This window comes from Citrobacter sp. Cy070, assembly GCF_030332245.1.
GTDB lineage: Bacteria > Pseudomonadota > Gammaproteobacteria > Enterobacterales > Enterobacteriaceae > Citrobacter > Citrobacter youngae.
The window spans coordinates 99125-123338 of sequence record NZ_JAOWIG010000065.1; the positions used below are offsets into that span (position 1 = coordinate 99125).

The window sequence follows — 24214 nt, forward strand, 5'->3', positions numbered from 1 at the left end:
CATGCAAACGAAAAAAAATGAAATTTGGGTTGGGGTATTCCTGCTGGTTGCGCTGCTGGCGGCGCTATTTGTCTGCCTGAAAGCGGCTAATGTGACCTCCATGCGTACTGAACCAACCTACACGGTTTATGCGACCTTTGATAATATCGGCGGCCTGAGAGAGCGCTCTCCCGTGCGGATTGGTGGGGTTGTTGTGGGGCGAGTTTCGGATATCTCGTTAGATCCCAAAACTTACCTGCCACGCGTAACGCTGGACATCGAATCGCGCTTTAACCATATCCCGGACACCAGCTCGCTGAGCATCCGCACCTCTGGTCTGCTGGGTGAGCAGTATCTGGCATTAAACGTGGGTTTTGAAGATCCTGAGCTGGGAACGTCTATCCTCAAAGATGGCAGTACGATTCAGGACACGAAATCCGCGATGGTGCTGGAAGATATGATTGGTCAATTCCTCTACAACAGCAACAGTAAAGGTGATGACAATAAGAATTCTGGCGATGCGCCAGCCGCAACTGAAGGCAATAATGAAGCCACTACGCCTGCGGGCGCAACGAAATAATCTCAGGAGAATCGACGTATGTTTAAACGATTGATGATGGTGGCTATGCTGGTCATTGCCCCACTTAGCGTGGCAACCGCAGCGGACCAGACTAACCCGTATAAACTGATGAATGAGGCGGCGCAGAAAACTTTCGATCGTCTGAAAAACGAGCAACCTAAAATTCGTTCCAACCCGGACTATCTGCGTCAGGTTGTCGATCAGGAGCTGCTGCCGTATGTGCAAGTAAAATATGCGGGGGCGCTGGTATTAGGGCGCTACTACAAAGAAGCTACGCCTGCGCAGCGTGACGCTTATTTCGCCGCGTTTCGCGAATACCTGAAGCAGGCTTACGGTCAGGCGCTGGCAATGTACCACGGTCAGACCTATCAGATCGCGCCGGAACAGCCGCTGGGTGATGCGACGATTGTGCCTATCCGCGTAACCATCATCGATCCAAACGGACGTCCGCCGGTGCGTCTGGATTTCCAGTGGCGTAAAAATTCTCAGACCGGTAACTGGCAGGCGTATGACATGATCGCCGAAGGCGTAAGTATGATCACCACCAAGCAAAATGAGTGGAGCGACCTGCTGCGCACGAAAGGTATTGATGGCCTGACCGCACAGCTGAAATCTATCTCTCAGCAGAAAATCACCCTGGAAGAGAAGAAATAATGACGCAGTCACTCACCTGGACGCGTGAAGGTGACAAGCTTACGCTCGCGGGAGAGCTGGATCAGGACGTGTTAAATCCGTTATGGGATGCACGTATTGAGGCGATGAAAGGGGTCACCTGCATCGATCTGAGTCAGGTTTCCCGGGTTGATACCGGTGGTCTGGCATTGCTGTTGCATCTGGTTGACCAGGGCAAGCAACAGGGGAATCGCGTTTCGCTTACCGGTGTTAACGATAAGGTTTACACCCTGGCACAGCTTTACAATTTGCCTGACGACGTCCTTCCGCGTTAATTTTTGTAGGCCGGATAAGGCCTTGTGCCGCCATCCGGCAAAACCCCTGAAGGGGATCTGCCGCCAAAGCCTTGTCTGATTTATCAGCGAGGCTTTTTGCTTATTTATGACAGCGCCACTTTGCTCTAAGATGTTGGGCTGTTTTCACTATCTGACGAATGAAGAGCCCATGGAAAATAATGAAATTCAGAGCGTGCTGATGAACGCACTCTCCCTCCAGGAAGTCCACGTTTCTGGTGACGGCAGTCACTTTCAGGTTATTGCCGTGGGTGAGATGTTTGACGGCATGAGCCGGGTAAAGAAGCAGCAATCGGTCTATGGCCCATTGATGGAGTATATTGCGGATAACCGCATTCATGCTGTGTCAATTAAAGCGTTTACCCCAGCGGAATGGGCGCGCGATCGCAAACTTAACGGTTTTTGAGCTACGGGTGATATGCCGGTAGCGAAGATGAATTCTTAACAGAGAACAGAATAATGGATAAATTCCGTGTTCAGGGGCCAACCAAGCTCCAGGGCGAAGTCACAATTTCAGGCGCTAAAAATGCCGCACTGCCGATCCTGTTTGCGGCGCTGCTGGCTGAAGAACCTGTAGAAATTCAAAACGTCCCAAAACTGAAGGACGTAGATACCTCCATGAAACTGCTGAGCCAGTTGGGGGCGAAAGTAGAGCGTAATGGGTCTGTGCACATTGATGCGCGTGACGTTAACGTCTTCTGTGCACCGTACGATCTGGTGAAAACCATGCGTGCATCTATCTGGGCATTGGGGCCGCTGGTTGCGCGTTTTGGTCAGGGTCAGGTTTCTCTGCCGGGCGGCTGTACTATCGGCGCGCGCCCGGTTGACCTGCACATTACCGGTCTGGAGCAGTTAGGTGCCACCATCAAGCTGGAAGAAGGCTATGTGAAGGCGTCCGTTGATGGCCGCCTGAAAGGCGCGCACATCGTGATGGACAAAGTAAGCGTCGGTGCGACGGTCACTATCATGTGCGCGGCAACGCTTGCCGAAGGCACGACCATCATCGAAAACGCCGCACGTGAGCCGGAAATTGTGGATACCGCGAATTTCCTGATTGCGCTGGGTGCGAAGATCACAGGGCAGGGTACCGACCGTATCACCATTGAAGGCGTTGAACGCCTCGGCGGCGGTGTGTATCGCGTTCTGCCTGATCGTATTGAAACCGGGACGTTCCTGGTGGCGGCGGCGATTTCTCGCGGCAAAATTATCTGCCGTAATGCGCAACCAGACACACTGGATGCTGTTCTGGCGAAGCTGCGTGATGCCGGTGCGGATATCGAAGTCGGTGAAGACTGGATTAGCCTCGACATGCACGGCAAACGCCCTAAAGCGGTTAATGTGCGCACTGCGCCACATCCGGCTTTCCCGACCGACATGCAGGCCCAGTTCACGCTGTTGAACCTGGTGGCCGAAGGGACAGGCTTCATTACGGAAACCGTGTTTGAGAACCGCTTTATGCACGTGCCTGAACTGAGCCGTATGGGGGCTCACGCGGAAATCGAAAGCAATACTGTGATTTGTCACGGCGTTGAAACGCTCTCCGGTGCACAGGTAATGGCGACCGATCTGCGCGCGTCAGCAAGTTTGGTGTTAGCGGGATGTATCGCTGAAGGCACAACGGTTGTTGACCGCATTTATCACATCGATCGCGGCTATGAGCGCATCGAGGATAAATTGCGTGCGCTGGGCGCAAACATAGAGCGCATTAAAGGCGAGTAATCGCCTACGCGTGTTGTAACCCCCAGGATCGTTGATCCGGGGGTTGCTGTTTCACCACTACTCAAGACGCTTTTTTTCTTTCCGTACTCTCATCATCCGCGTTCTGTCGATGAATTCATGCGTCCTGGTGTCATGGTAGCGTGACGGCCAAATTACCCACGGGTCTGTTCCCAGTGCTCTCGCGATAATCAATTCACCTTTCGGCCATGGCCGGGTTAACGCATTTGCCAGCGTTGATGAACTCAAGCCATTCTTACGTGACTCAGCGGCCATTGACGTGCCTTTCTTACGTAGCCCCGCGATGATGTCAGCCGGATGCCAGTCAATGAATTTGCTTTCCATAGTTCCACATCTCCTTTGGTTAACCAGTTACGGTTTCACAATCAGCCTGTGGAGTTACTATACGCCTCGAGAACGAATGTTCTAAAATGTTCTCGTAAAGTGCTTACATATTCAGAATATGCCAAGGTCATACATGTTGTTTGATTGTTTTTGTGATTTTTTTAGAGCTTATAAGAACATCCCGTGTGTTGCACGGGATGCTGGGAAGCGAGACGAGGGAAATTAACGGTCGCGCTGTACGGCGATATGCGCCAGGCCAATCAGGGCTTCTTTCCACGGAGTATCTGGAAGTACCTGAAGCGCCGCGATGGCTTTATCGGCTTCTTCTTCTGCACGTTGACGGGTCCATTCCAGTGATCCGCAAGCGTTCATTGCTTCCAGAACCGGCTCCAGAAGGTGGCGACCATTACCTTGCTCAATCGCCTGGCGAATCATTTGCGCCTGCTCAGGAGTGCCGTGACGCATCGCATGCAGTAGCGGTAGCGTAGGTTTACCTTCGTTGAGGTCATCCCCGACGTTTTTACCCAACTGCTCGCCATCTGCGCTGTAATCCAGTAAATCGTCGATAAGCTGGAAAGCGGTGCCAAGGTAACGGCCATAATCCTGCAGGCCTTTCTCTTGCTCATCGCTACAACCTGCAAGGATACCTGAACATTGGGCCGCGGCTTCAAACAGACGAGCCGTCTTGCTGTAGATAACACGCATATAGTTTTCTTCGGTGATATCCGGGTCATTGACGTTCATTAACTGCAGGACTTCGCCTTCAGCAATAACGTTGACCGCTTTAGACATCACTTCCAGCACTTTCAGCGAACCGAGGCTGGTCATCATCTGAAAGGCGCGGGTATAGATAAAATCGCCGACCAGAACGCTGGCCGCATTACCAAAGGCTGCATTCGCCGTGGCTTTCCCACGGCGCATATCGGATTCATCCACTACATCGTCATGAAGCAGGGTCGCGGTGTGGATAAACTCGATTAAGGCAGCGATCGTGACGTGGGCATTTTCCTGATAACCAACAGCGCGCGCCGCGAGTACAGCGATCATTGGACGAATGCGTTTTCCGCCGCCGCTCACGATGTAGTACCCCAATTGATTGATCAACTGGACGTCGGAATTGAGCTGTTCAAGGATTGTCGCATTGACCCCCGCCATATCTTGCGCGGTTAACTCATTGATTTTTTCTAAATTCATCGCAAAAGCCGGGCTTCTCGCCCCGATTACCTCACTATTTGAGAAGGTAACGTCGGGTTTAGGGTTAGAAATATATGCTGATTGTACTGAAAAAACGCCGCAGATAAACGTTACGGTACACGTTGTGTTTTTTTTCTTCATGTATTGACGGTAGCACTTGTCAAAGGCTCGCGTTTTGCGTAATATTCGCGCCCTATTGTGAATATTTATAGCGCACTCTGAATCATCAAAAAGGTGTGCGCGGAAGCGGAGTTTTTTATGTACGCGGTTTTCCAAAGTGGTGGTAAACAACACCGAGTAAGCGAAGGTCAGACCGTTCGCCTGGAAAAGCTGGACATCGCAACTGGCGAATCTGTTGAGTTCGCTGAAGTTCTGATGATCGCAAACGGTGAAGAAGTCAAAATCGGCGTTCCTTTCGTTGATGGCGGCGTTATCAAAGCTGAAGTCGTTGCTCACGGTCGTGGCGAGAAAGTTAAAATTGTTAAGTTTCGTCGTCGTAAACACTACCGTAAGCAGCAGGGCCATCGTCAGTGGTTCACTGATGTGAAAATCACTGGCATCAGCGCTTAAGTTAAGGGGAGCAGATTAAATGGCACATAAAAAGGCTGGCGGCTCGACTCGTAACGGTCGCGATTCAGAAGCTAAACGTCTGGGCGTAAAACGCTTCGGCGGTGAAACAGTTCTGGCTGGTAGCATCATCGTTCGTCAACGTGGTACTAAATTCCACGCTGGCTCCAACGTTGGTTGCGGCAAAGACCACACTCTGTTTGCTAAAGCAGACGGTAAAGTGAAATTTGAAGTGAAAGGCCCGAAAAACCGTAAATTCATCAGCATCGTTGCTGAATAAGTTTTTCGCGTCCCGGTAACGGATAAAAGCCCCGCAACACGTTGCGGGGCTTTTTACATTCGACGGCCGGTAAATACGCTCGTCGCGCGTGACAACCCGGAAACGAGCCCTTGCAGGGAATACGGCATGAAGCAGCAGGCAGGCATTGGTATTCTGTTAGCACTCACGACAGCTGTCTGTTGGGGGGCTTTACCAATAGCGATGAAGCAAGTGCTGGAGGTGATGGAGCCTCCTACCGTGGTGTTTTACCGTTTTTTAATGGCAAGTATTGGCCTTGGCGCTATTCTTGCGGTTAAAAAAAAGCTCCCTCCATTGCGTATTTTTCGCAAAGCGCGTTGGCTGGTACTGCTGGCTATCGCTACCGGTGGGCTGTTCGGTAACTTCATTCTGTTTAGTTCATCCTTGCAATATTTGAGCCCAACGGCTTCGCAGGTTATCGGTCAACTGTCACCGGTTGGCATGATGATCGCCAGCGTCTTTATCCTGAAGGAGAAGATGCGCGGCACGCAGATTATTGGCGCTATTATGCTTCTGAGCGGATTGGTGTTGTTTTTTAATACCAGTCTGATCGAAATTTTTACCCGGCTGACCGATTACACCTGGGGTGTGATCTTTGGTGTCGGTGCCGCGACGGTTTGGGTGTGTTATGGGGTCGCGCAAAAGGTGTTATTGCGCCGCCTGGCATCACCGCAGATCCTGTTTTTACTGTACACTTTATGTACGATAGCGCTGTTGCCGCTGGCTAAGCCCGGTGTAATAGCGCAACTCAGCGACTGGCAGCTTGCCTGCCTCGTGTTCTGCGGCCTGAATACGCTGGTAGGATACGGTGCCCTTGCGGAAGCAATGGCTCGCTGGCAGGCGGCGCAGGTGAGCGCCATAATTACGCTCACGCCGCTGTTTACGTTGTTATTTTCAGATTTATTATCACTGGCCTGGCCCGATTTCTTCGCCAGACCGATGCTAAACCTTTTAGGTTATCTCGGTGCGTTTATCGTGGTTGCGGGCGCGATGTATTCCGCCATTGGTCATCGAATTTGGGGCGGTTTACGTAAGCATGAAACGGTGGTTTCGCAACCCCGCTCAGGCGAATGATTTACGGAGAGTAAAATGAAGTTTGTTGATGAAGCATCGATTCTGGTCGTTGCAGGCGATGGCGGTAACGGTTGTGTCAGCTTCCGCCGCGAAAAATACATCCCAAAAGGCGGTCCGGACGGTGGTGACGGTGGTGATGGCGGTGACGTCTGGCTGGAAGCCGACGAAAACCTGAACACGCTGATCGATTACCGTTTTGAAAAATCATTCCGTGCGGAACGTGGTCAGAATGGCGCAAGCCGTGATTGCACCGGTAAGCGTGGTAAAGATGTCACGATTAAAGTGCCTGTCGGTACGCGTGTTATCGATCAGGGCACGGGCGAAACCATGGGCGACATGACCAAACACGGTCAGCGTCTGATGGTCGCTAAAGGCGGCTGGCACGGTCTGGGTAACACCCGTTTTAAATCGTCGGTCAACCGTACCCCGCGTCAGAAAACGATGGGTACACCTGGCGATAAGCGTGACCTGATGCTGGAGCTGATGCTGCTGGCAGACGTGGGTATGCTGGGTATGCCAAACGCCGGTAAATCGACGTTTATCCGTGCAGTGTCTGCGGCGAAACCGAAAGTGGCGGATTATCCGTTCACCACGCTGGTACCGAGCCTCGGCGTTGTGCGTATGGACAACGAAAAGAGCTTCGTGGTTGCCGACATTCCGGGTCTGATTGAAGGCGCAGCTGAAGGCGCTGGTCTTGGTATCCGCTTCCTGAAGCACCTGGAGCGTTGCCGCGTGTTGCTGCACCTCATTGATATCGATCCGATTGACGGTTCCGATCCGGTAGAAAACGCCCGTATCATTATTGGCGAACTGGAAAAATACAGTCAGGATCTGGCGTCTAAACCACGCTGGTTAGTGTTCAACAAAATTGATTTGATGGACAAAGCTGAAGCGGAAGAAAAAGCGAAAGCCATCGCTGAAGCGCTGGGCTGGGAAGGTAAATATTACCTGATCTCTGCCGCCAGCCAGCTGGGTGTGAAGGATCTTTGCTGGGATGTAATGACCTTTATCATTGAGAACCCAATCGTTCAGGCTGAAGAAGCGAAACAGCCGGAGAAAGTTGAGTTCATGTGGGATGATTATCACCGCCAGCAGCTCGCTGAAGTCGAAGACGAAGCGGAAGATGACTGGGATGATGATTGGGACGAAGACGACGAAGAAGGCGTTGAGTTCATTTACAAGCGTTAATCCCAATAAAAACCCCGGCCATGTTGCCGGGGTTTTTGTTTCCAGGACGCGCTGTAGGCCGGATAAGGCGCGTTTGCGCCGCCATCCGGCAAACATACTCAGTTATTTTGATATATATCTTTGTACAGCCGACTCTCGAAGCGCACCAGTGGAATACGTCGGTTGCGCTGGTCTGCAGGCTCTACCGCATAGCCAGACAGATACTGCACGAACGCCATGCGTTGCCCGCTGGCGGTGGTGATGAACCCCGCGAGGTTGTACACCCCTTGAAGTGAGCCTGTTTTCGCTGAAACCTTACCATCAACACCAGCCTGATGCAGGCCTGCACGGTATTGCAGGGAGCCATCGTGGCCAGCCAGCGGTAGCATGGTGATAAAGTTCAGCTCATTGTCATGCTGCGCGATGTATTGCAGCACCTGCATCATGGTGGCGGGGGCAATCAGGTTATGGCGAGAGAGGCCAGAGCCGTCGGCAATAATCGTGTTGCCAATATCGACGCCCGCCTGCTGACGCAGGATCTGACGTACGGCATCTGAACCTGCCCGCCAGGTGCCCGGTACGTTAAATCGGGCATGACCAATCATACGGAAAACGGTATCGGCAATCATGTTGTCCGATTTTTTCAGCATAATCTTAAGCAGGTCATGCAGTGGCGCCGACTGCTTACTGGCGACCACCGTTCCCGGCTCGTTGACCAGCGTCTGGCGCAGCAGCGTACCGCTGTAGGTGATCCCTGCTTGTTTTAGCTCATCTTTGATAATCGCCCCGGCATAGCTGGCTCCGTCCTGAATGGCGAACGCCAGCGGCAGCGGATCGGCTCGTTGGGGCAGGCATCCGGTCAGCGTATAGCGGTTGAGATCGCCGGGAACCACATCCAGTTCACAATATTGCGCTTCCGCAGAACCTCGGGCGAGAGTACGCACCTGGCTGAACATGGTGACCGGGTAATAAGATGCCACGCGAATAAAGGCGAGATCGTTGGGTTTTTGCGCGCTGTAGAGTGAAACCGAGAAACAGTTACGATCGACAATGGCTGCTGCGGGCGGTGCGCTAAAACACTGCGTCATGTCGTTCCAGGGCCAGCCAGGGGCTTTATCATGACTGGCGAAAATAGAGGTGTCGATCAGGACATTTCCGGCAATTTGCGTCACGCCTGATTTTTTCAGGGTTGCCACCATATTGCGGATATCCTGACGTTTTAACGTCGGATCGGCACCAAATCGCGCTACTAAGTCACCTTTTAATACTCCGCCTTCCACGTTGCCTTTCGTCTCAAGCGTGGTGGTAAAACGAAAGTCCGGCCCGAGCTGAATCAATGCCGCCAGCGCGGTGATCACTTTCTGGGTACTGGCGGGGAGTGCCATCTGCTGGCTATGAAAATCAATAGCAGGAGCAGGAGCGCCAACCTTCTGTACCATAAGGGCGAGGTTGGCCCCGGCAGGGAGCTGATTGATATACTCGTCGACGTTCGCAGCCTGAACGCTGAACGCTATACTGGCAGTCAATCCAATAGTAAATCTGGAAAATCGCATAATCTCGCGCTAACAACCTGGAAACAGGCCGTCATACTACGGCGCAACGCCCCAAAAAGTAAACGATGACCCATAGGGAACTCCAGGGTAAAATGAACATCAAATGGAGAATTGTAGCTGACCTGGGACCTCGTGCCCCGGGTCGGTATTTTTTTGCTTCTGACTCTGGCATGGCGTATGCCAGAGTGGGCTTAGCAGCCGGGGTGAGGACAACCACCCCCTACAGGAATGTTCAAGAGGTATAACAAATGCAAGCTATCCCGATGACCTTACGTGGTGCTGAAAAACTGCGCGAAGAACTGGATTTTCTTAAATCTGTGCGTCGCCCTGAAATTATTGCCGCGATCGCGGAAGCGCGTGAACACGGTGACCTGAAAGAGAACGCGGAGTATCACGCGGCGCGTGAACAGCAGGGATTCTGCGAGGGTCGCATTAAAGATATCGAAGCCAAACTGTCTAACGCGCAGGTTATTGACGTCACTAAAATGCCAAATAACGGCCGCGTTGTGTTCGGTGCGACGGTTACCGTTCTGAATCTTGATAACGATGAAGAGCAGACCTGGCGCATTGTGGGCGATGATGAGGCCGATTTTAAACAAAACCTGATTTCGGTGAACTCACCTATTGCTCGTGGCCTGATTGGTAAAGAGCAGGATGACGTGGTGGTTATCAAAACGCCGGGCGGCGAAGTTGAGTATGAAGTGACGAAGGTCGAATACCTGTAAGAATTTCCCAATACTCAAGATGTTGATGTATTGTAAAGAAAGGAAAAAGGCCGCATAGCGGCCTTTTATCAACGAAGAGAGCGTGGCATTTTGCTCTCCTGCTAGCGGAAATTCCCGCGTTTTACACAAACTTCGTGTTCAACTTTGGGATATTCTTAGCGTGGCAGCGAGATTTTACGTTCTTTAGTCGGGCGATACAGTACCAGCGTTTTGCCGATGACCTGTACATTGCAGGCGCCGGTTTCGCGTACGATAGCTTCCACGATCAAGGTTTTAGTATCGCGATCTTCCGAGGCGATTTTCACCTTGATAAGCTCATGGTGCTCTAACGCTTGTTCAATCTCGGCCAGTACCCCTTCGGTCAAACCATTATTGCCAAGCATAACTACAGGCTTGAGCGGATGTGCCAGACCTTTCAGGTGCTGTTTTTGTTTAGTACTCAGATTCATCGTATATTTTTGCTTACGTTGGGATTGAAAACGGGTCATTCTACCGCCATCTCCCATATATCGCCAAATAGCTGTGTAGATATTTACACCATTGGTTACGATGAACTGCCCGATGGGAAAGTGAAATGACAGGTAAAAAGCGTTCTGCCAGCTCGAGTCGCTGGCTTCAGGAACACTTTAGCGATAAATATGTTCAACAGGCACAGAAAAAGGGGTTACGTTCCCGTGCCTGGTTTAAACTTGATGAAATACAGCAAAGTGACAAAATTTTTAAACCGGGGATGACGATTGTTGACCTCGGCGCTGCACCCGGTGGCTGGTCGCAATATGCGGTTACGCAGATCGGAAACAGCGGCCGCATTATCGCTTGCGATCTTTTACCTATGGATCCAATCGTTGGTGTGGACTTCCTTCAGGGCGACTTTCGTGATGAATTAGTCCTGAAAGCGTTACTTGAGCGTGTAGGTGACAGTAAAGTACAAGTTGTCATGTCTGATATGGCGCCAAATATGTGTGGAACACCGGCGGTGGATATTCCCCGGGCCATGTATCTGGTTGAACTGGCACTTGGAATGGCTCGTGATGTATTAGCGCCAGGTGGTAGTTTTGTAGTGAAGGTGTTCCAGGGCGAAGGCTTCGATGAGTATCTAAGAGAGATTCGCTCCCTGTTTACGAAGGTCAAAGTTCGTAAGCCGGACTCTTCTCGCGCCCGTTCGCGTGAAGTGTACATTGTAGCGACCGGGCGTAAACCATAACCGGTAGATTTCAAACGAAAGTTTGAAAGACACTGGATATAGAGTATCCTGACGCTGTTTTTAACACAGTTGTAATATGAGGTTAATCCCTTGAGTGACATGGCGAAAAACCTAATACTCTGGCTGGTCATTGCCGTTGTGCTGATGTCAGTATTCCAGAGCTTTGGGCCCAGCGAGTCTAATGGCCGTAAGGTTGATTACTCTACCTTCCTGCAAGAGGTCAATCAGGACCAGGTTCGTGAAGCGCGTATCAACGGACGTGAGATTAACGTTACCAAGAAAGATAGTAACCGTTACACGACCTACATTCCGGTTAACGATCCGAAGCTGCTTGATAACCTGCTGACCAAAAACGTCAAGGTTGTTGGTGAGCCGCCTGAAGAGCCGAGCCTGCTGGCTTCTATCTTCATTTCCTGGTTCCCAATGCTGCTGCTGATTGGTGTCTGGATCTTCTTTATGCGTCAAATGCAGGGCGGTGGTGGCAAAGGTGCCATGTCGTTCGGTAAGAGCAAAGCGCGCATGTTGACCGAAGATCAGATCAAAACCACTTTTGCTGATGTCGCGGGTTGTGACGAAGCGAAAGAAGAGGTCGCTGAACTGGTTGAATACCTGCGCGAACCGAGCCGTTTCCAGAAGCTGGGCGGTAAGATCCCGAAAGGCGTCCTGATGGTTGGTCCTCCGGGTACAGGTAAAACCCTGCTGGCAAAAGCCATCGCGGGTGAAGCGAAGGTTCCATTCTTCACAATTTCCGGTTCTGATTTCGTGGAAATGTTCGTTGGTGTGGGCGCATCTCGTGTGCGTGACATGTTCGAACAAGCCAAGAAAGCGGCACCGTGTATCATCTTCATCGATGAAATCGACGCCGTAGGTCGCCAGCGTGGCGCTGGTCTGGGTGGCGGTCACGATGAACGTGAACAGACGCTGAACCAGATGCTGGTTGAGATGGACGGCTTCGAAGGTAACGAAGGTATTATCGTTATCGCGGCAACTAACCGTCCGGATGTTCTTGACCCTGCGCTGCTGCGCCCAGGCCGTTTTGACCGTCAGGTTGTGGTGGGGCTGCCAGACGTTCGCGGTCGTGAACAGATTCTGAAAGTGCATATGCGTCGCGTACCGCTGTCTCCGGATATCGATGCGGCAATCATTGCTCGTGGTACGCCTGGTTTCTCCGGTGCGGACCTTGCGAACCTGGTGAACGAAGCGGCACTGTTTGCAGCGCGTGGTAACAAGCGTGTTGTATCGATGGTTGAGTTTGAGAAAGCGAAAGACAAAATCATGATGGGTGCGGAACGTCGCTCCATGGTGATGACGGAAGCGCAGAAAGAATCTACCGCGTATCACGAAGCTGGCCATGCAATCATCGGTCGCCTGGTGCCGGAGCACGATCCGGTGCACAAAGTGACGATTATTCCGCGCGGTCGTGCGCTGGGTGTCACCTTCTTCCTGCCTGAAGGCGACGCAATTAGCGCCAGCCGTCAGAAACTGGAAAGTCAGATCTCCACGCTGTACGGCGGTCGCCTGGCGGAAGAGATCATCTACGGTGCTGAACATGTTTCTACCGGTGCGTCCAACGACATTAAAGTCGCGACGAACCTGGCGCGTAACATGGTCACTCAGTGGGGCTTCTCTGACAAACTGGGGCCGTTGCTGTACGCGGAAGAAGAAGGCGAAGTGTTCCTCGGTCGTTCTGTTGCGAAAGCAAAACATATGTCCGATGAAACCGCGCGTATTATCGATCAGGAAGTGAAATCACTGATTGAGCGCAACTATGACCGTGCTCGCCGTCTGCTGAACGATAACCTGGACATTCTGCACTCGATGAAAGATGCGCTCATGAAATATGAGACCATCGATGCACCGCAGATTGATGATCTGATGGCTCGCCGCGATGTGCGCCCGCCAGCGGGTTGGGAAGAGTCTGGTTCATCTAACAACTCTGGCAACAATGGCACCCCGAGTGCACCGCGTCCGGCTGAAGAGCCGCGTACGCCGAACCCGGGCAACATGTCAGAGCAGTTAGGCGACAAATAAGTTATCGTCATCTGATGACCATGTTTTAATTGAAAACCCTGGGGCTTGCTCCGGGGTTTTTTTATTTATCAACTTATACCCAATGAATTTCGAGTTGCATCAAGGCGGCGACGCAGGGAATCCCCTGGAGCGTACATCAGTACGTGACTGGGGTGAGCGATGAAAGCTAATGCAGATGCAACTCGAAATTCATTGGGTATATACCAGGGATAACACTATGAAACTCTTTGCTCAGGGATCTTCGCTGGATCTCAGCCATCCCCACGTCATGGGGATTTTAAACGTCACACCAGACTCTTTTTCTGATGGCGGGGCGCACAACTCTCTGGTTGAGGCGGTAAAACACGCAAATCTGATGATTAACGCAGGGGCGACTATCATTGATGTGGGTGGTGAGTCTACGCGACCGGGAGCGGCGGATGTTAGCGTGGAAGAAGAACTGCAGCGAGTGATCCCGGTGGTGGAGGCAATTGCTCAACGTTTTGAAGTGTGGATTTCGGTAGATACCTCAAAACCAGAGGTCATTCGTGAGTGCGCCAGAGTGGGCGCACATATCATTAATGACATTCGCTCACTCTCGGAGCCGGGCGCGCTGGAAGCTGCGGCAGAAACTGGATTGCCGGTTTGCCTGATGCATATGCAGGGGCAGCCGAAAACTATGCAGGAAGCACCGAAGTATGAGGATGTATTTGCTGAGGTAAATCGTTACTTTGTTGAGCAAATAGCACGTTGTGAACGGGCCGGAATCACAAAAGATAAATTGCTACTCGACCCAGGATTCGGATTCGGTAAAAATCTTACTCACAACTACACATTGCTGGCTCGTCTGGCGGAATTTCATCATTTTAATCTGCCGCTGCTGGTAGGGATGTCACGAAAATCAATGGTTGGCCAATTGCTCAATGTGGGTCCATCTGAGCGTTTGAGCGGCAGCCTTGCATGCGCGGTCATTGCCGCAATGCAGGGAGCGCAGATTATTCGTGTCCATGACGTCAAAGAAACCGTAGAAGCGATGCGTGTGGTGGAAGCCACATTGTCTGCAAAGGAAAACAAACGCTATGAGTAATCGTAAATATTTTGGCACCGATGGGATTCGTGGTCGTGTAGGCGACGCTCCAATCACTCCTGACTTTGTGCTCAAGCTGGGCTGGGCGGCAGGAAAAGTGCTGGCACGTCATGGTTCACGCAAAATCATTATCGGTAAAGATACGCGTATTTCCGGCTATATGCTGGAGTCCGCGCTGGAAGCGGGCCTGGCTGCCGCGGGGTTGTCAGCTTCTTTCACCGGCCCCATGCCAACACCTGCCGTTGCTTATCTGACGCGTGCTTTCCGTGCTGAAGCCGGGATTGTTATCTCCGCTTCTCACAACCCATTTTATGACAACGGGATTAAATTCTTCTCCATCGACGGGACCAAACTGCCGGATGCAGTTGAAGAAGCAATTGAAGCGGAGATGGAAAAAGCAATCACCTGCGTGGATTCGGCCGAACTGGGTAAAGCCAGTCGTATTGTCGATGCTGCCGGTCGTTATATTGAGTTCTGCAAAGGCACATTCCCGAATGAACTGAGCCTGAACGAGCTTAAAATTGTGGTGGACTGCGCTAACGGCGCAACGTACCACATTGCGCCAAATGTACTGCGCGAGCTGGGTGCTACCGTCATTGCGATTGGCTGTGAACCGAACGGCGTGAACATCAATGAAGAAGTCGGCGCGACCGATGTTCGTGCGCTGCAGGCGCGCGTAATCGCGGAAAAAGCCGATCTGGGTATTGCTCTGGACGGTGACGGCGACCGCGTCATTATGGTTGATCACGAAGGTAATAAAGTCGACGGCGACCAGATCATGTACATCATCGCTCGTGAAGCGCTGCGCCAGGGGCAACTGCGCGGCGGCGCGGTGGGTACTCTGATGAGCAACATGGGCCTCGAGCTGGCGCTGAAACAACTGGGCATTCCGTTTGCTCGTGCGAAAGTGGGCGACCGTTATGTACTGGAAAAAATGCAGGAAAAAGGCTGGCGTATCGGCGCGGAAAACTCAGGTCATGTGATCCTGCTGGATAAAACCACCACGGGTGACGGTATTGTGGCGGGTCTGCAGGTACTGGCAGCGATGGTGCGTAACCATATGAGTCTGCACGATCTGTGCAGCGGCATGAAAATGTTCCCGCAACTGCTGGTTAACGTACGTTACACCGCAGGCAGCGGCGATCCGCTGGAACACGAAAGCGTGAAAGCGGTGATGGCAGAGGTTGAAGCGGCACTGGGTAACCGTGGACGCGTACTGCTGCGTAAGTCGGGCACTGAGCCATTAATCCGTGTGATGGTTGAAGGTGAAGACGAAGCACAGGTTACGGAGTTTGCGCACCGCATTGCGGATGCAGTGAAAGCCGTTTAACCCTTTCCGTAAAGTGTAAGAGCCGGAGTCTGAGAGACTCCGGTTTTTTTTACTGTACTGCCAGCGGCTGTTTACGTCGGCGCTGCCAGAAGTAGCCACCGACCATCAATAGCACGAGGACGCTCAGCCACGGGAGAACCGCCAACAAGTGTCCGGATCGGGCGAATGTCAGCGCAATCATCAGCAGCCATCCTCCCAGCATCGGAATTGCGGTGCGTTTAACGATATCCACCGGTGATACACCTGCGATCCCGGCGATGGCGATAATCACGCCGGCAATAGGCGACAATGTCCGTCCAATGCCCGCTGAGATCTGAATCGGTAGCATCATAACCGCCACGTCGCTGCCGATATGGCGGCTGATATCCGGCACCATCGGGGCGAAGGAGAAAAATGCTGCATTTCCGGAGCCCATTAACGCTGAAATCGCAAAGGTGATTAGCGTCATCAGCAAGATTATGGAAGCTGCGCTGAGGCCAAATTCTCCTGAGAGTGACAGCAGCGCATCAACCGCACCAATCGCTTTCAGACCGGCGGAGAAGACTTCACCGGCGATAATCAGCGTGACTACCGTGGCAAACACACTGCCCATGCTGTCGAAGACTTTTTGTACGCCAGCCATCACGTCGCGAGCTTTACGATGGCGGCAATATTCGCAAATCAGGGTAATGGCCAGGCTTATCAGTACGGCGGTATCGAGCGTAATTTTGAGTGAGCTGAATACTAAATCACTGCACACCAGCATCAACACCAGCGGTAACATCGGCAGGAATAGCCAGGCAACCGGCGCTTCGGCTTCTTCGGTTGAGGTTAATGTCTGCATTTGCTGCGCGGTATTGTCATCGCTCTCCCGGCGATCGAAAAAGCGTTGTACAACAATATGCAGCAGGGCGATGAACAGAATAACGGGGACAACGATCGGTAACTGATCCTGAACAAAATAGTTAACTACCTCGATACCCGCCGTTTTGGCGGCGAGAACTGAGTTCCCGGAACCCGGGCCAAATTCAACGGCACAGGTACTGGCGATAACTGCAGCAACGGCGGCGCGGCTGCAGCCAAGACGGGTCAGCAGGGGGTAAAGCGTTGCCATCAATAGCAGACCCAGTCCGGTGGCGCTACTGATAAATAGCGACAGAAATTGGCCCAGCAGCAAGGCCAGCCCTAGCAGCAGGTAAGGGGAGTTCAGACGTTGCAAGGGGCGGGATGTGACGCGCACCAGCACCTGACTTGCGCCAATGGCCGACATATAGGTGGCAAAGCCACCTATCAGCATGATTTGTAGCCCGAGACCGCCGAGACGCACGCTCAGGGTGTCGCGAATAAACTCAAAGGCGTCAAAGGGGCCAAATCCGGTGCTCTTTTTTACCAGGCTACTGAGCGTGGTCATCCCGCTAAAATGCGCGACAAGCAGTAGTACGATCCCGGTTAAGAGCAACACCGACTGAGGGTGGTACTTTTTCAGGATCAGACGTCCGGCAAAAATGATGGCGAGTAGCGCCAGTAATAATGACATTCTCGCCCCCTTACTCGAAGTTGCCGGTAACCAGACACTCACCATCACGCAGTAGCGGCTTTCCAGCGGCAAACAGGTGGGCCAGTGAGAGGTCGTCATTGAGCACGCAAATATCAGCACGTTCTCCTGCGCAAAGTACGCCGCCAGAAATACCCAGTGAGCGTGCGACGTTCGCCGTCAACATCGCGATCGCCTGAGACACTGGAATACCGACATCAATCAGACGAGGCAGCAGGTTGAGGTTGCCAGCTACCGGCGCGGCGCTTAACCCTTCTACGATGCCTTGCGCATTAAAGCGCGGCACGCTGCCATTGCCATCAGAGCTAATGGTGATGCGATCGGCCGGAACCTGTGATTCCAGCGCGTGGAGAATCGCTTGCTCCTGGGGCATAAATCGACTGCCGCCAGACGTCACGTCGATATGGCCACCGCGATGTGCGAAAGCGATAGCCTGTTCGAACAATGCTTCTGTCCTCGCGACATGCGTCGGTGAAATGTGATGAATTGGAATACCGGCATCACACAGTTCCATCAGCTGTGACATCCCTTCCGGCAGATTGCCCAGGTGTACGTGCAGCAACCCTTTTTTTCCGGCCAGCAGTGAAGCCACGCGGATATCACTGACTATCCTCAATAATTCCTGGAAAGAGGGGTAAGAGCCACGGTGGTCGGCGAGGGCGATTTTGACACCCAGGATTGCCGGGATAAATGCCATATCATCGCGAATGGATCGTGTAATTGTCGGGCTGGGTACCGCGTAGGCTCCGGTATGCATATACGCACGCAGGCCTTCCAGATTGAGGGACTGCATTTTGGCGTAAAGATCTTTCGGGGAGCGGGATATCGCATCAGTACCCAGCACGCCGACGACCGTCGTAATACCGGCCTGAATCAGATCGCGCAGCTTGACGGCTGGCGTCCGGCTGGCAAAGCCGGCTTCACCGCCGCCGCCGGTAAGATGAACATGCTGATCGATAATTCCGGGAATTACCCACTTACCGCGGCAATCGATGACCTCTTTGACACCATCAAAGAGTGCAATATCTTTTTCAACAGCCACAATGCGATCGGCATGTATGAGCAGGGAACAGAGGCCTAAATCCTCCGGAGAAAAAACGCGGGCATTGGTCAGTAAAGTAAACATATCGGTCCTGTCAAACGTCGAGGGTGAGAGTCGGCAGGTGAAACAGAATATTGTTGTTATGATGCCCACATTAAAGCCATTACTATAACTGTGACTATTGCCGATTTGTCATCGGTGGATACGGTTATGGCATGATGGGGAATGAGACGTGGATTCGAAGTGGTTAGAAGATTTTCTGGCGTTGAGTCAGTATGGGAATTACTCCCAGGCAGCGATACAGCGGCATATCACCCAACCCGCGCTAAGCCGACGTATAAAGGCTCTGGAGGAGATGTTGGGGGTCCCGCTGTTTGACCGCACCACGACGCCCGTTACACTAACCTGTTATGGCGAACGCTTTGAACCTTATGCCAGGCACGTCCTCAGCACGTTAACAGAGGCGCGCCACGAGCTGTCGGCGATGATGCCAGCAACGGACAATACGCTGGTAATGGTTAGCCTGCATACGCTGTCGGTGAATATCTTGCCGGATATGATCAACTATTTGCGCCAAAGTGAACCGCAATTAAACTTCACGGTAAATGCCAGCATCCAGGGGATTGATAATCACTTTAATGCCCTGATAAACCGGCAAATTGATATGCTGGTGACGTACGATTTACCCTCTTCACAACCGGGGCTGGAGATTGCCGGAGGGCTGAAACGTTCTTTATGGCGATATGAGCGTTTTATCCCGGTGGTTTCTGCGCAACTCGCGGACAAACTGGATGATCCGCATACCGCGATCCCCTGGCTATGCTACAGCGACTATACCTTTGTCAGACGTATTATTGATCCGGCAGAACAACGAGTGCGCCCACGGTTGAAAAAAGTGTTTGAGACTGGGCTAAGCGAAACAATACGAGAAATGGTACTGCGCCATATGGGAATGGCATGGTTACCTGAATCAATGGTGGCTGAGGAGCTGGTGAATCAGGAGATCATTCAGTGTTGGCCAGAAAATTCGGATCTGGTTTGTGAGATCCCAATTGTTGTTTGGGCAAACCTTGACGATCAGCGGTCAGTAATGCAGCGATGCTGGGATAAGTTGCTGCGTTTTTGATTGATGTGGCGATTTTTTCCGCACTTGATACAATGCTAACAAATTGCCCTTGCGAAGGTTATTCGCTTTGGTTAGTATTCACACCCGCTTCAGTGGGAAACAGTTGAAATTCCCGCTTTATTGGTCGAAGCATTGTACGCGGCAACTCCGCAAGGAACAGGTTGATTATGCACGAAGCTCTTTTAGTAGTTTTCCTTATTGTGGCAATTGGCCTGGTAGGCTTGATCATGCTGCAGCAAGGCAAAGGCGCTGATATGGGAGCCTCTTTTGGCGCAGGCGCTTCTGGTACACTGTTTGGTTCAAGTGGTTCTGGCAACTTCATGACCCGTATGACAGCTGTGTTAGGAACTCTGTTCTTCATTATCAGTCTGGTGCTGGGTAACATGAACAGCAATAAGACCAATAAAGGAAGTGAGTGGGAAAATCTGAGCGCACCGGCGAAAACCGAACAAACTCAGCCAGCTGCTCCGGCTCAGCCGACCAGCGATATCCCGCACTAAATATTCTGTACCGAGGTGGTGGAATTGGTAGACACGCTACCTTGAGGTGGTAGTGCCCTAACGGGCTTGTGGGTTCGAGTCCCATCCTCGGTACCAAATTCCGAAAAAAGACGCTGAAAAGCGTCTTTTTTTTCGTCTGTCATTTGTGGCTGTAGGCCTGATAAGGCGTTTACGACGCCATCCGACATTATTACAACGCCTGATGGTGCTACGCTTATCAGGCCTACAAACACTCTATATTCCGCGCATAAAAAAGGCCGCTTTCGCGGCCTTAAGATGGTGTATCTTTACTTCGCCTTATTTTCCAGATTCTCAACCTGCGGCAGGCCGGTTGTGGAAGAAGCGGTCAGCAGGCCAGACTGCGCGTAGCCAAACAGCTTCTCGCGGGTATCGGTGATATCCAGATTACGCATAGTCAACTGACCGATACGATCGTCTGGCGAGAATACCGAATCACCTTTCTCCATGGTCAGACGTTCTGGCTTGTAGGTCAGGTTGTCAGACACGGTGTTGAGGATTGAATAGTCGTTACCGCGACGCAGTTCCAGCGTGACTTCGCCGGTGATCTGGCTGGCTACCCAACGTTGCAGACCATCACGCAGCATCAGCGCCTGAGAGTCGAACCAGCGGCCCTGATACAGCAGACGACCCAACTGGCGACCGTGCGCGTGATACTGCTCAATGGTGTCTTCGTTGTGAATACCGGTCAGCAGACGCTCGTAGGCGATGTGCAGCAGTGCCATCCCCGGGGCTTCATAGATACCGCGGCTTTTTGCTTCAATGATACGGTTTTCAATCTGGTCGCTCATACCCAGACCATGACGGCCGCCGATACGGTTGGCTTCCAGCATCATCTCAACGTCGTCACTGAAGGTCTTACCGTTCAGGGCAACCGGATGGCCTTGTTCAAAACGCACGGTCACTTCTTCTGCCGGGATCTTCACGCTCTCATCCCAGAACTTCACGCCCATAATCGGGTTGACGATTTTGACGCTGGAGTTCAGGAACTCGAGGTCTTTAGCTTCGTGGGTCGCCCCGAGCATATTGGAGTCGGTGGAATACGCTTTTTCGACAGACATCTTGTAGTCGAAACCACAGGCAATCATAAATTCGGACATCTCATGGCGACCGCCGAGTTCGTCGATGAAGTCGGTATCCAGCCATGGTTTGTAAATCTGCAGTTCGGCGTTGGTCAGCAGGCCGTAACGATAGAAACGTTCAATATCGTTCCCTTTATAGGTGCTACCGTCACCCCAGATATTTACGCCATCTTCTTTCATGGCAGCAACCAGCATGGTGCCGGTGACTGCACGACCCAGCGGGGTGGTATTGAAATAGGTCAGTCCGCCGGTGGTGTTGTGGAATGCACCGCACTGAATGGCAGCGATCCCTTCGGCAACCAGTTGCTTACGGCAATCTACCAGGCGAGCATTCTCAGCACCATATTCCATTGCACGGCGAGGGATGGCGTCATAGTCATCCTCATCCGGCTGGCCCAAATTCGCAGTATATGCATATGGGACAGCCCCTTTTTGTCGCATCCACAGCAGTGCTGCACTGGTGTCCAGGCCGCCGGAAAAAGCGATACCAATACGTTGACCTACCGGGAGATGCTTGAGAATCGTCGTCATAAAATAAAACCCTGCTTGATAGACTGGTGAAGAGGTCGGCTTATTATACTAATTGCATTTTTATGCAAAATAAATGAGTTTTCATTTAATCATCTTTTCTGGATGACAGGAAGAGTTTAGTGATAATTTCGTTAAATAACGGCGTGGATGGCATATTTATCTTGCTGAACATCCACGGGCCAGCATTCATTGATTTGCATAGTCGTAACAAGGTTGACATAACGCATAGTGAATCAATATACTGTGCGCAGATTTTACGTCCCGTCCTCGGTACCAAATCCCAGCAGTATTTGCATTTTTTACCCAAAACGCGTAAAATTTGCCACGTTTCAGGCGCGGGGTGGAGCAGCCTGGTAGCTCGTCGGGCTCATAACCCGAAGGTCGTCGGTTCAAATCCGGCCCCCGCAACCACTTTCCCTTAGAGTTCTTTTTCAAATATACTGTGGAGACTTAGGCCTTCGTAGCTGGATTTGAAAAAAATTCTTTCGGAAGGTTTTCCGAACCGCAGGTGCGGTTATAGGGTTCAGTTATCTAAAACCCCGATTTATCGGGGTTTTTTGTTATCTGACTACAGAATAACTGGGCTTTAGGCCCTTTTTTTATGTCTTGGGGGTGGGCTTGTCCACATTAGAGCAAAAATTAACAGAGATGATTACAGCGCCGGTTGAAGCCCTGGGCTACGAACTGGTCGGCATCGAATTTATTCGCGGTCGCACATCCACACTGCGCATCTATATTGATAGTGAAGATGGCATCAATGTTGATGATTGTGCTGATGTGAGCCATCAGGTAAGCGCCGTGATGGATGTCGAAGACCCGATCACCGTTGCCTATAACCTGGAAGTCTCCTCTCCGGGTCTCGACCGTCCTCTGTTCACAGCTGAACACTACGTGCGTTTCCTGGGTGAAGAAGTCACGCTGGTTCTTCGTATGGCTGTACAAAACCGCCGTAAATGGCAGGGCGTTATCAAAGCGGTGGACGGTGAGATGATCACGGTCACAGTCGACGGTAAAGATGAAGTGTTCGCGCTGAGTAATATCCAGAAGGCGAACCTGGTTCCCCACTTTTAACAGTCTGGATTGAGGTGAAAAGCCCGCGATGAACAAAGAAATTTTGGCTGTTGTTGAAGCCGTATCCAACGAAAAAGCGCTGCCACGCGAGAAAATTTTTGAAGCGCTGGAAAGTGCGCTGGCTACAGCAACAAAGAAAAAATATGAGCAAGAGATCGACGTTCGCGTAGAAATCGATCGTAAAAGCGGTGATTTCGATACCTTCCGTCGTTGGGTAATCGTAGAAGAAGTTACTCAGCCGACCAAAGAAATTACGCTGGAAGCGGCACGTTTCGAAGACGAAAGTCTGAACGTGGGCGAATATGTTGAAGATCAGATTGAATCTGTCACCTTTGACCGTATCACTACCCAGACCGCGAAACAGGTTATCGTACAGAAAGTACGTGAAGCTGAACGTGCAATGGTTGTTGATCAGTTCCGCGAGCACGAAGGCGAAATCGTTACTGGCGTGGTGAAGAAAGTAAACCGCGACAACATTTCTCTGGATCTGGGCAGCAATGCTGAAGCCGTGATCCTGCGTGAAGACATGCTCCCGCGTGAAAACTTCCGCCCTGGTGACCGTATTCGTGGCGTTCTGTACTCTGTACGCCCGGAAGCGCGCGGTGCGCAACTGTTCGTAACTCGTTCCAAACCGGAAATGCTGGTTGAACTGTTCCGCATTGAAGTGCCAGAAATTGGCGAAGAAGTGATCGAAATTAAAGCGGCAGCTCGCGATCCAGGGTCGCGTGCGAAAATCGCCGTTAAGACCAACGACAAGCGTATTGATCCGGTCGGCGCGTGTGTTGGTATGCGCGGTGCGCGCGTTCAGGCGGTTTCTACCGAACTGGGCGGCGAGCGTATTGATATCGTCCTGTGGGATGATAACCCGGCGCAATTCGTGATTAACGCAATGGCGCCAGCAGACGTCGCTTCTATCGTGGTGGATGAAGACAAACACACCATGGATATCGCGGTTGAAGCCGGTAACCTGGCGCAGGCGATTGGACGTAATGGTCAGAACGTCCGCCTGGCTTCACAACTGAGCGGTTGGGAACTCAACGTGATGACCGTTGATGACCTGCAGGCGAAGCATCAGGCAGAAGCACATGCAGCCATTGACACCTTCACCAAATATCTCGATATCGATGAAGATTTCGCGACCGTTCTGGTGGAAGAAGGTTTTGCGACGCTGGAAGAACTGGCCTACGTGCCAATGAAAGAGCTGCTGGAAATCGACGGCCTGGATGAACAGACCGTTGAAGCGCTGCGCGAGCGTGCTAAAAACGCACTGACCACTCTGGCACTGGCCCAGGAAGAAAGCCTCGGTGATAACAAACCGGCTGACGATCTGCTGAATCTGGAAGGATTGGATCGTGAGATGGCCTTCAAACTGGCTGCCCGTGGTGTTTGTACGCTGGAAGATCTCGCTGAACAGGGCATTGATGATCTGGCTGATATCGAAGGGTTGACCGACGAAAAAGCCGGTGAGCTGATTATGGCTGCCCGTAATATTTGCTGGTTCGGCGACGAAGCGTAA

25 protein-coding genes and 2 tRNA genes are annotated in these 24214 nt (G+C 51.9%); 20 read left to right on the plus strand and 7 right to left on the minus strand.

What is annotated here, in order from left to right:
- The first annotated feature begins 1 nt into the window (after position 1).
- From mlaD to murA, 5 genes are all read left to right on the plus strand, one after another.
- Positions 2–559 (plus strand): outer membrane lipid asymmetry maintenance protein MlaD, encoded by a 558-nt coding sequence (gene mlaD / locus OGY19_RS11060; RefSeq protein ID WP_048213507.1) that lies wholly within the window; start codon positions 2–4, stop codon positions 557–559.
- Positions 560–577: 18 nt separating this feature from the next.
- Positions 578–1213 (plus strand): phospholipid-binding protein MlaC, encoded by a 636-nt coding sequence (gene mlaC / locus OGY19_RS11065; RefSeq protein ID WP_048213418.1) that lies wholly within the window; start codon positions 578–580, stop codon positions 1211–1213.
- A complete protein-coding gene (gene mlaB, locus OGY19_RS11070) occupies positions 1213–1506 on the plus strand; it encodes a lipid asymmetry maintenance protein MlaB (RefSeq protein ID WP_101741914.1) in 294 nt (97 codons plus the stop codon). The genes mlaC and mlaB overlap by 1 nt, the downstream gene beginning before the upstream one ends.
- Before the next feature lie 169 nt (positions 1507–1675).
- On the plus strand, positions 1676–1930 hold the full coding sequence (ibaG, locus tag OGY19_RS11075; RefSeq protein WP_005121314.1) for a BolA family iron metabolism protein IbaG: 255 nt from the start codon (positions 1676–1678) through the stop codon (positions 1928–1930).
- A gap of 53 nt (positions 1931–1983) precedes the next feature.
- Positions 1984–3243 carry a UDP-N-acetylglucosamine 1-carboxyvinyltransferase gene (murA, locus tag OGY19_RS11080; RefSeq protein ID WP_048213416.1) on the plus strand — a complete coding sequence of 420 codons (1260 nt, stop codon included), beginning with the start codon at positions 1984–1986 and terminating at the stop codon, positions 3241–3243.
- Between the two features lie 57 nt (positions 3244–3300).
- Here the strand turns inward: murA and sfsB are convergent, their stop codons facing one another.
- Positions 3301–3585 carry a DNA-binding transcriptional regulator SfsB gene (gene sfsB, locus OGY19_RS11085; RefSeq protein ID WP_048213415.1) on the minus strand — a complete coding sequence of 95 codons (285 nt, stop codon included), beginning with the start codon at positions 3583–3585 and terminating at the stop codon, positions 3301–3303.
- Between the two features lie 222 nt (positions 3586–3807).
- Positions 3808–4779, minus strand: a complete 972-nt coding sequence (gene ispB / locus OGY19_RS11090; RefSeq protein WP_048213414.1) for an octaprenyl diphosphate synthase — start codon at positions 4777–4779, stop codon at positions 3808–3810.
- 258 nt (positions 4780–5037) lie between these two features.
- On the opposite strand from ispB, the gene rplU reads away from it, so the two are divergent.
- From rplU to cgtA, 4 genes are all read left to right on the plus strand, one after another.
- Entirely contained in the window at positions 5038–5349 is a 312-nt protein-coding gene (gene rplU / locus OGY19_RS11095) for a 50S ribosomal protein L21 (RefSeq protein WP_003025032.1), read from the plus strand.
- 19 nt (positions 5350–5368) lie between these two features.
- Positions 5369–5626: a 50S ribosomal protein L27 gene (gene rpmA / locus OGY19_RS11100; protein ID WP_003025030.1), complete on the plus strand. Its 258-nt coding sequence runs from the start codon at positions 5369–5371 to the stop codon at positions 5624–5626.
- A 126-nt stretch (positions 5627–5752) separates the two neighbouring features.
- Complete coding sequence (locus OGY19_RS11105; RefSeq protein WP_048213413.1) at positions 5753–6718, plus strand: DMT family transporter; 966 nt, start codon at positions 5753–5755, stop codon at positions 6716–6718.
- Between the two features lie 15 nt (positions 6719–6733).
- Positions 6734–7906: an Obg family GTPase CgtA gene (gene cgtA, locus OGY19_RS11110; protein ID WP_003828732.1), complete on the plus strand. Its 1173-nt coding sequence runs from the start codon at positions 6734–6736 to the stop codon at positions 7904–7906.
- Between the two features lie 98 nt (positions 7907–8004).
- Here cgtA and dacB read toward each other — a convergent pair whose 3' ends face one another.
- Positions 8005–9438, minus strand: coding sequence for a serine-type D-Ala-D-Ala carboxypeptidase (gene dacB, locus OGY19_RS11115; RefSeq protein ID WP_003025021.1), 1434 nt, complete (start codon positions 9436–9438; stop codon positions 8005–8007).
- 248 nt (positions 9439–9686) lie between these two features.
- Here dacB and greA point away from each other — a divergent pair, with 248 nt between their 5' ends.
- Positions 9687–10163 (plus strand): transcription elongation factor GreA, encoded by a 477-nt coding sequence (gene greA, locus OGY19_RS11120; protein WP_003025019.1) that lies wholly within the window; start codon positions 9687–9689, stop codon positions 10161–10163.
- Positions 10164–10318: 155 nt separating this feature from the next.
- Here the strand turns inward: greA and yhbY are convergent, their stop codons facing one another.
- Complete coding sequence (gene yhbY / locus OGY19_RS11125; protein WP_003025016.1) at positions 10319–10612, minus strand: ribosome assembly RNA-binding protein YhbY; 294 nt, start codon at positions 10610–10612, stop codon at positions 10319–10321.
- A 125-nt stretch (positions 10613–10737) separates the two neighbouring features.
- Between yhbY and rlmE the strand changes: the two genes are divergently transcribed.
- The 4 genes from rlmE (at position 10738) to glmM (ending at position 15794) form a co-directional block, all read left to right on the plus strand.
- Positions 10738–11367, plus strand: a complete 630-nt coding sequence (gene rlmE, locus OGY19_RS11130) for a 23S rRNA (uridine(2552)-2'-O)-methyltransferase RlmE (RefSeq protein ID WP_004106110.1) — start codon at positions 10738–10740, stop codon at positions 11365–11367.
- 99 nt (positions 11368–11466) lie between these two features.
- Positions 11467–13398 carry an ATP-dependent zinc metalloprotease FtsH gene (gene ftsH / locus OGY19_RS11135; protein ID WP_048213411.1) on the plus strand — a complete coding sequence of 644 codons (1932 nt, stop codon included), beginning with the start codon at positions 11467–11469 and terminating at the stop codon, positions 13396–13398.
- 217 nt (positions 13399–13615) lie between these two features.
- Entirely contained in the window at positions 13616–14464 is an 849-nt protein-coding gene (gene folP, locus OGY19_RS11140) for a dihydropteroate synthase (protein ID WP_048213410.1), read from the plus strand.
- Positions 14457–15794, plus strand: coding sequence for a phosphoglucosamine mutase (gene glmM / locus OGY19_RS11145; protein ID WP_115601399.1), 1338 nt, complete (start codon positions 14457–14459; stop codon positions 15792–15794). The genes folP and glmM overlap by 8 nt, the downstream gene beginning before the upstream one ends.
- 49 nt (positions 15795–15843) lie before the next feature.
- Here the strand turns inward: glmM and dcuC are convergent, their stop codons facing one another.
- Both dcuC and iadA read right to left on the minus strand, forming a co-directional pair.
- Positions 15844–17310: a C4-dicarboxylate transporter DcuC gene (gene dcuC, locus OGY19_RS11150; protein WP_115601400.1), complete on the minus strand. Its 1467-nt coding sequence runs from the start codon at positions 17308–17310 to the stop codon at positions 15844–15846.
- Positions 17311–17320: 10 nt separating this feature from the next.
- Positions 17321–18454, minus strand: a complete 1134-nt coding sequence (gene iadA, locus OGY19_RS11155) for a beta-aspartyl-peptidase (RefSeq protein WP_101741909.1) — start codon at positions 18452–18454, stop codon at positions 17321–17323.
- Positions 18455–18602: 148 nt separating this feature from the next.
- Between iadA and OGY19_RS11160 the strand changes: the two genes are divergently transcribed.
- From OGY19_RS11160 to OGY19_RS11170, 3 genes are all read left to right on the plus strand, one after another.
- Positions 18603–19496, plus strand: coding sequence for a LysR family transcriptional regulator (locus tag OGY19_RS11160; RefSeq protein WP_061068684.1), 894 nt, complete (start codon positions 18603–18605; stop codon positions 19494–19496).
- Positions 19497–19663: 167 nt separating this feature from the next.
- On the plus strand, positions 19664–19996 hold the full coding sequence (secG, locus tag OGY19_RS11165) for a preprotein translocase subunit SecG (RefSeq protein WP_006687886.1): 333 nt from the start codon (positions 19664–19666) through the stop codon (positions 19994–19996).
- 9 nt (positions 19997–20005) lie between these two features.
- Positions 20006–20092: transfer RNA gene (locus tag OGY19_RS11170), tRNA-Leu, on the plus strand.
- Between the two features lie 191 nt (positions 20093–20283).
- On the opposite strand, the gene argG is transcribed toward OGY19_RS11170, so the two are convergent.
- A complete protein-coding gene (gene argG / locus OGY19_RS11175; protein ID WP_003024998.1) occupies positions 20284–21627 on the minus strand; it encodes an argininosuccinate synthase in 1344 nt (447 codons plus the stop codon).
- Between the two features lie 334 nt (positions 21628–21961).
- Here argG and OGY19_RS11180 point away from each other — a divergent pair.
- The 3 genes from OGY19_RS11180 (at position 21962) to nusA (ending at position 24214) form a co-directional block, all read left to right on the plus strand.
- A tRNA-Met gene (locus OGY19_RS11180) sits at positions 21962–22038 on the plus strand.
- A gap of 207 nt (positions 22039–22245) precedes the next feature.
- The gene (gene rimP / locus OGY19_RS11185; RefSeq protein ID WP_061068860.1) at positions 22246–22698 is read left to right on the plus strand and encodes a ribosome maturation factor RimP; all 453 of its coding nucleotides are present in this window, start codon (positions 22246–22248) and stop codon (positions 22696–22698) included.
- Positions 22699–22726: 28 nt separating this feature from the next.
- Positions 22727–24214, plus strand: coding sequence for a transcription termination factor NusA (gene nusA, locus OGY19_RS11190; RefSeq protein ID WP_043017784.1), 1488 nt, complete (start codon positions 22727–22729; stop codon positions 24212–24214).

What these genes read in the sequence shown, in the direction of transcription:
- mlaD (WP_048213507.1), top strand. Translation starts at nt 2, where the DNA reads ATGCAAACGAAAAAAAATGAAATTTGGGTTGGGGTATTCCTGCTGGTT.
- mlaC (WP_048213418.1), top strand. Translation starts at nt 578, where the DNA reads ATGTTTAAACGATTGATGATGGTGGCTATGCTGGTCATTGCCCCACTT.
- mlaB (WP_101741914.1), top strand. Translation starts at nt 1,213, where the DNA reads ATGACGCAGTCACTCACCTGGACGCGTGAAGGTGACAAGCTTACGCTC.
- ibaG (WP_005121314.1), top strand. Translation starts at nt 1,676, where the DNA reads ATGGAAAATAATGAAATTCAGAGCGTGCTGATGAACGCACTCTCCCTC.
- murA (WP_048213416.1), top strand. Translation starts at nt 1,984, where the DNA reads ATGGATAAATTCCGTGTTCAGGGGCCAACCAAGCTCCAGGGCGAAGTC.
- sfsB (WP_048213415.1), bottom strand. Translation starts at nt 3,585, where the DNA reads ATGGAAAGCAAATTCATTGACTGGCATCCGGCTGACATCATCGCGGGG.
- ispB (WP_048213414.1), bottom strand. Translation starts at nt 4,779, where the DNA reads ATGAATTTAGAAAAAATCAATGAGTTAACCGCGCAAGATATGGCGGGG.
- rplU (WP_003025032.1), top strand. Translation starts at nt 5,038, where the DNA reads ATGTACGCGGTTTTCCAAAGTGGTGGTAAACAACACCGAGTAAGCGAA.
- rpmA (WP_003025030.1), top strand. Translation starts at nt 5,369, where the DNA reads ATGGCACATAAAAAGGCTGGCGGCTCGACTCGTAACGGTCGCGATTCA.
- OGY19_RS11105 (WP_048213413.1), top strand. Translation starts at nt 5,753, where the DNA reads ATGAAGCAGCAGGCAGGCATTGGTATTCTGTTAGCACTCACGACAGCT.
- cgtA (WP_003828732.1), top strand. Translation starts at nt 6,734, where the DNA reads ATGAAGTTTGTTGATGAAGCATCGATTCTGGTCGTTGCAGGCGATGGC.
- dacB (WP_003025021.1), bottom strand. Translation starts at nt 9,438, where the DNA reads ATGCGATTTTCCAGATTTACTATTGGATTGACTGCCAGTATAGCGTTC.
- greA (WP_003025019.1), top strand. Translation starts at nt 9,687, where the DNA reads ATGCAAGCTATCCCGATGACCTTACGTGGTGCTGAAAAACTGCGCGAA.
- yhbY (WP_003025016.1), bottom strand. Translation starts at nt 10,612, where the DNA reads ATGAATCTGAGTACTAAACAAAAACAGCACCTGAAAGGTCTGGCACAT.
- rlmE (WP_004106110.1), top strand. Translation starts at nt 10,738, where the DNA reads ATGACAGGTAAAAAGCGTTCTGCCAGCTCGAGTCGCTGGCTTCAGGAA.
- ftsH (WP_048213411.1), top strand. Translation starts at nt 11,467, where the DNA reads ATGGCGAAAAACCTAATACTCTGGCTGGTCATTGCCGTTGTGCTGATG.
- folP (WP_048213410.1), top strand. Translation starts at nt 13,616, where the DNA reads ATGAAACTCTTTGCTCAGGGATCTTCGCTGGATCTCAGCCATCCCCAC.
- glmM (WP_115601399.1), top strand. Translation starts at nt 14,457, where the DNA reads ATGAGTAATCGTAAATATTTTGGCACCGATGGGATTCGTGGTCGTGTA.
- dcuC (WP_115601400.1), bottom strand. Translation starts at nt 17,310, where the DNA reads ATGTCATTATTACTGGCGCTACTCGCCATCATTTTTGCCGGACGTCTG.
- iadA (WP_101741909.1), bottom strand. Translation starts at nt 18,454, where the DNA reads ATGTTTACTTTACTGACCAATGCCCGCGTTTTTTCTCCGGAGGATTTA.
- secG (WP_006687886.1), top strand. Translation starts at nt 19,664, where the DNA reads ATGCACGAAGCTCTTTTAGTAGTTTTCCTTATTGTGGCAATTGGCCTG.
- argG (WP_003024998.1), bottom strand. Translation starts at nt 21,627, where the DNA reads ATGACGACGATTCTCAAGCATCTCCCGGTAGGTCAACGTATTGGTATC.
- nusA (WP_043017784.1), top strand. Translation starts at nt 22,727, where the DNA reads ATGAACAAAGAAATTTTGGCTGTTGTTGAAGCCGTATCCAACGAAAAA.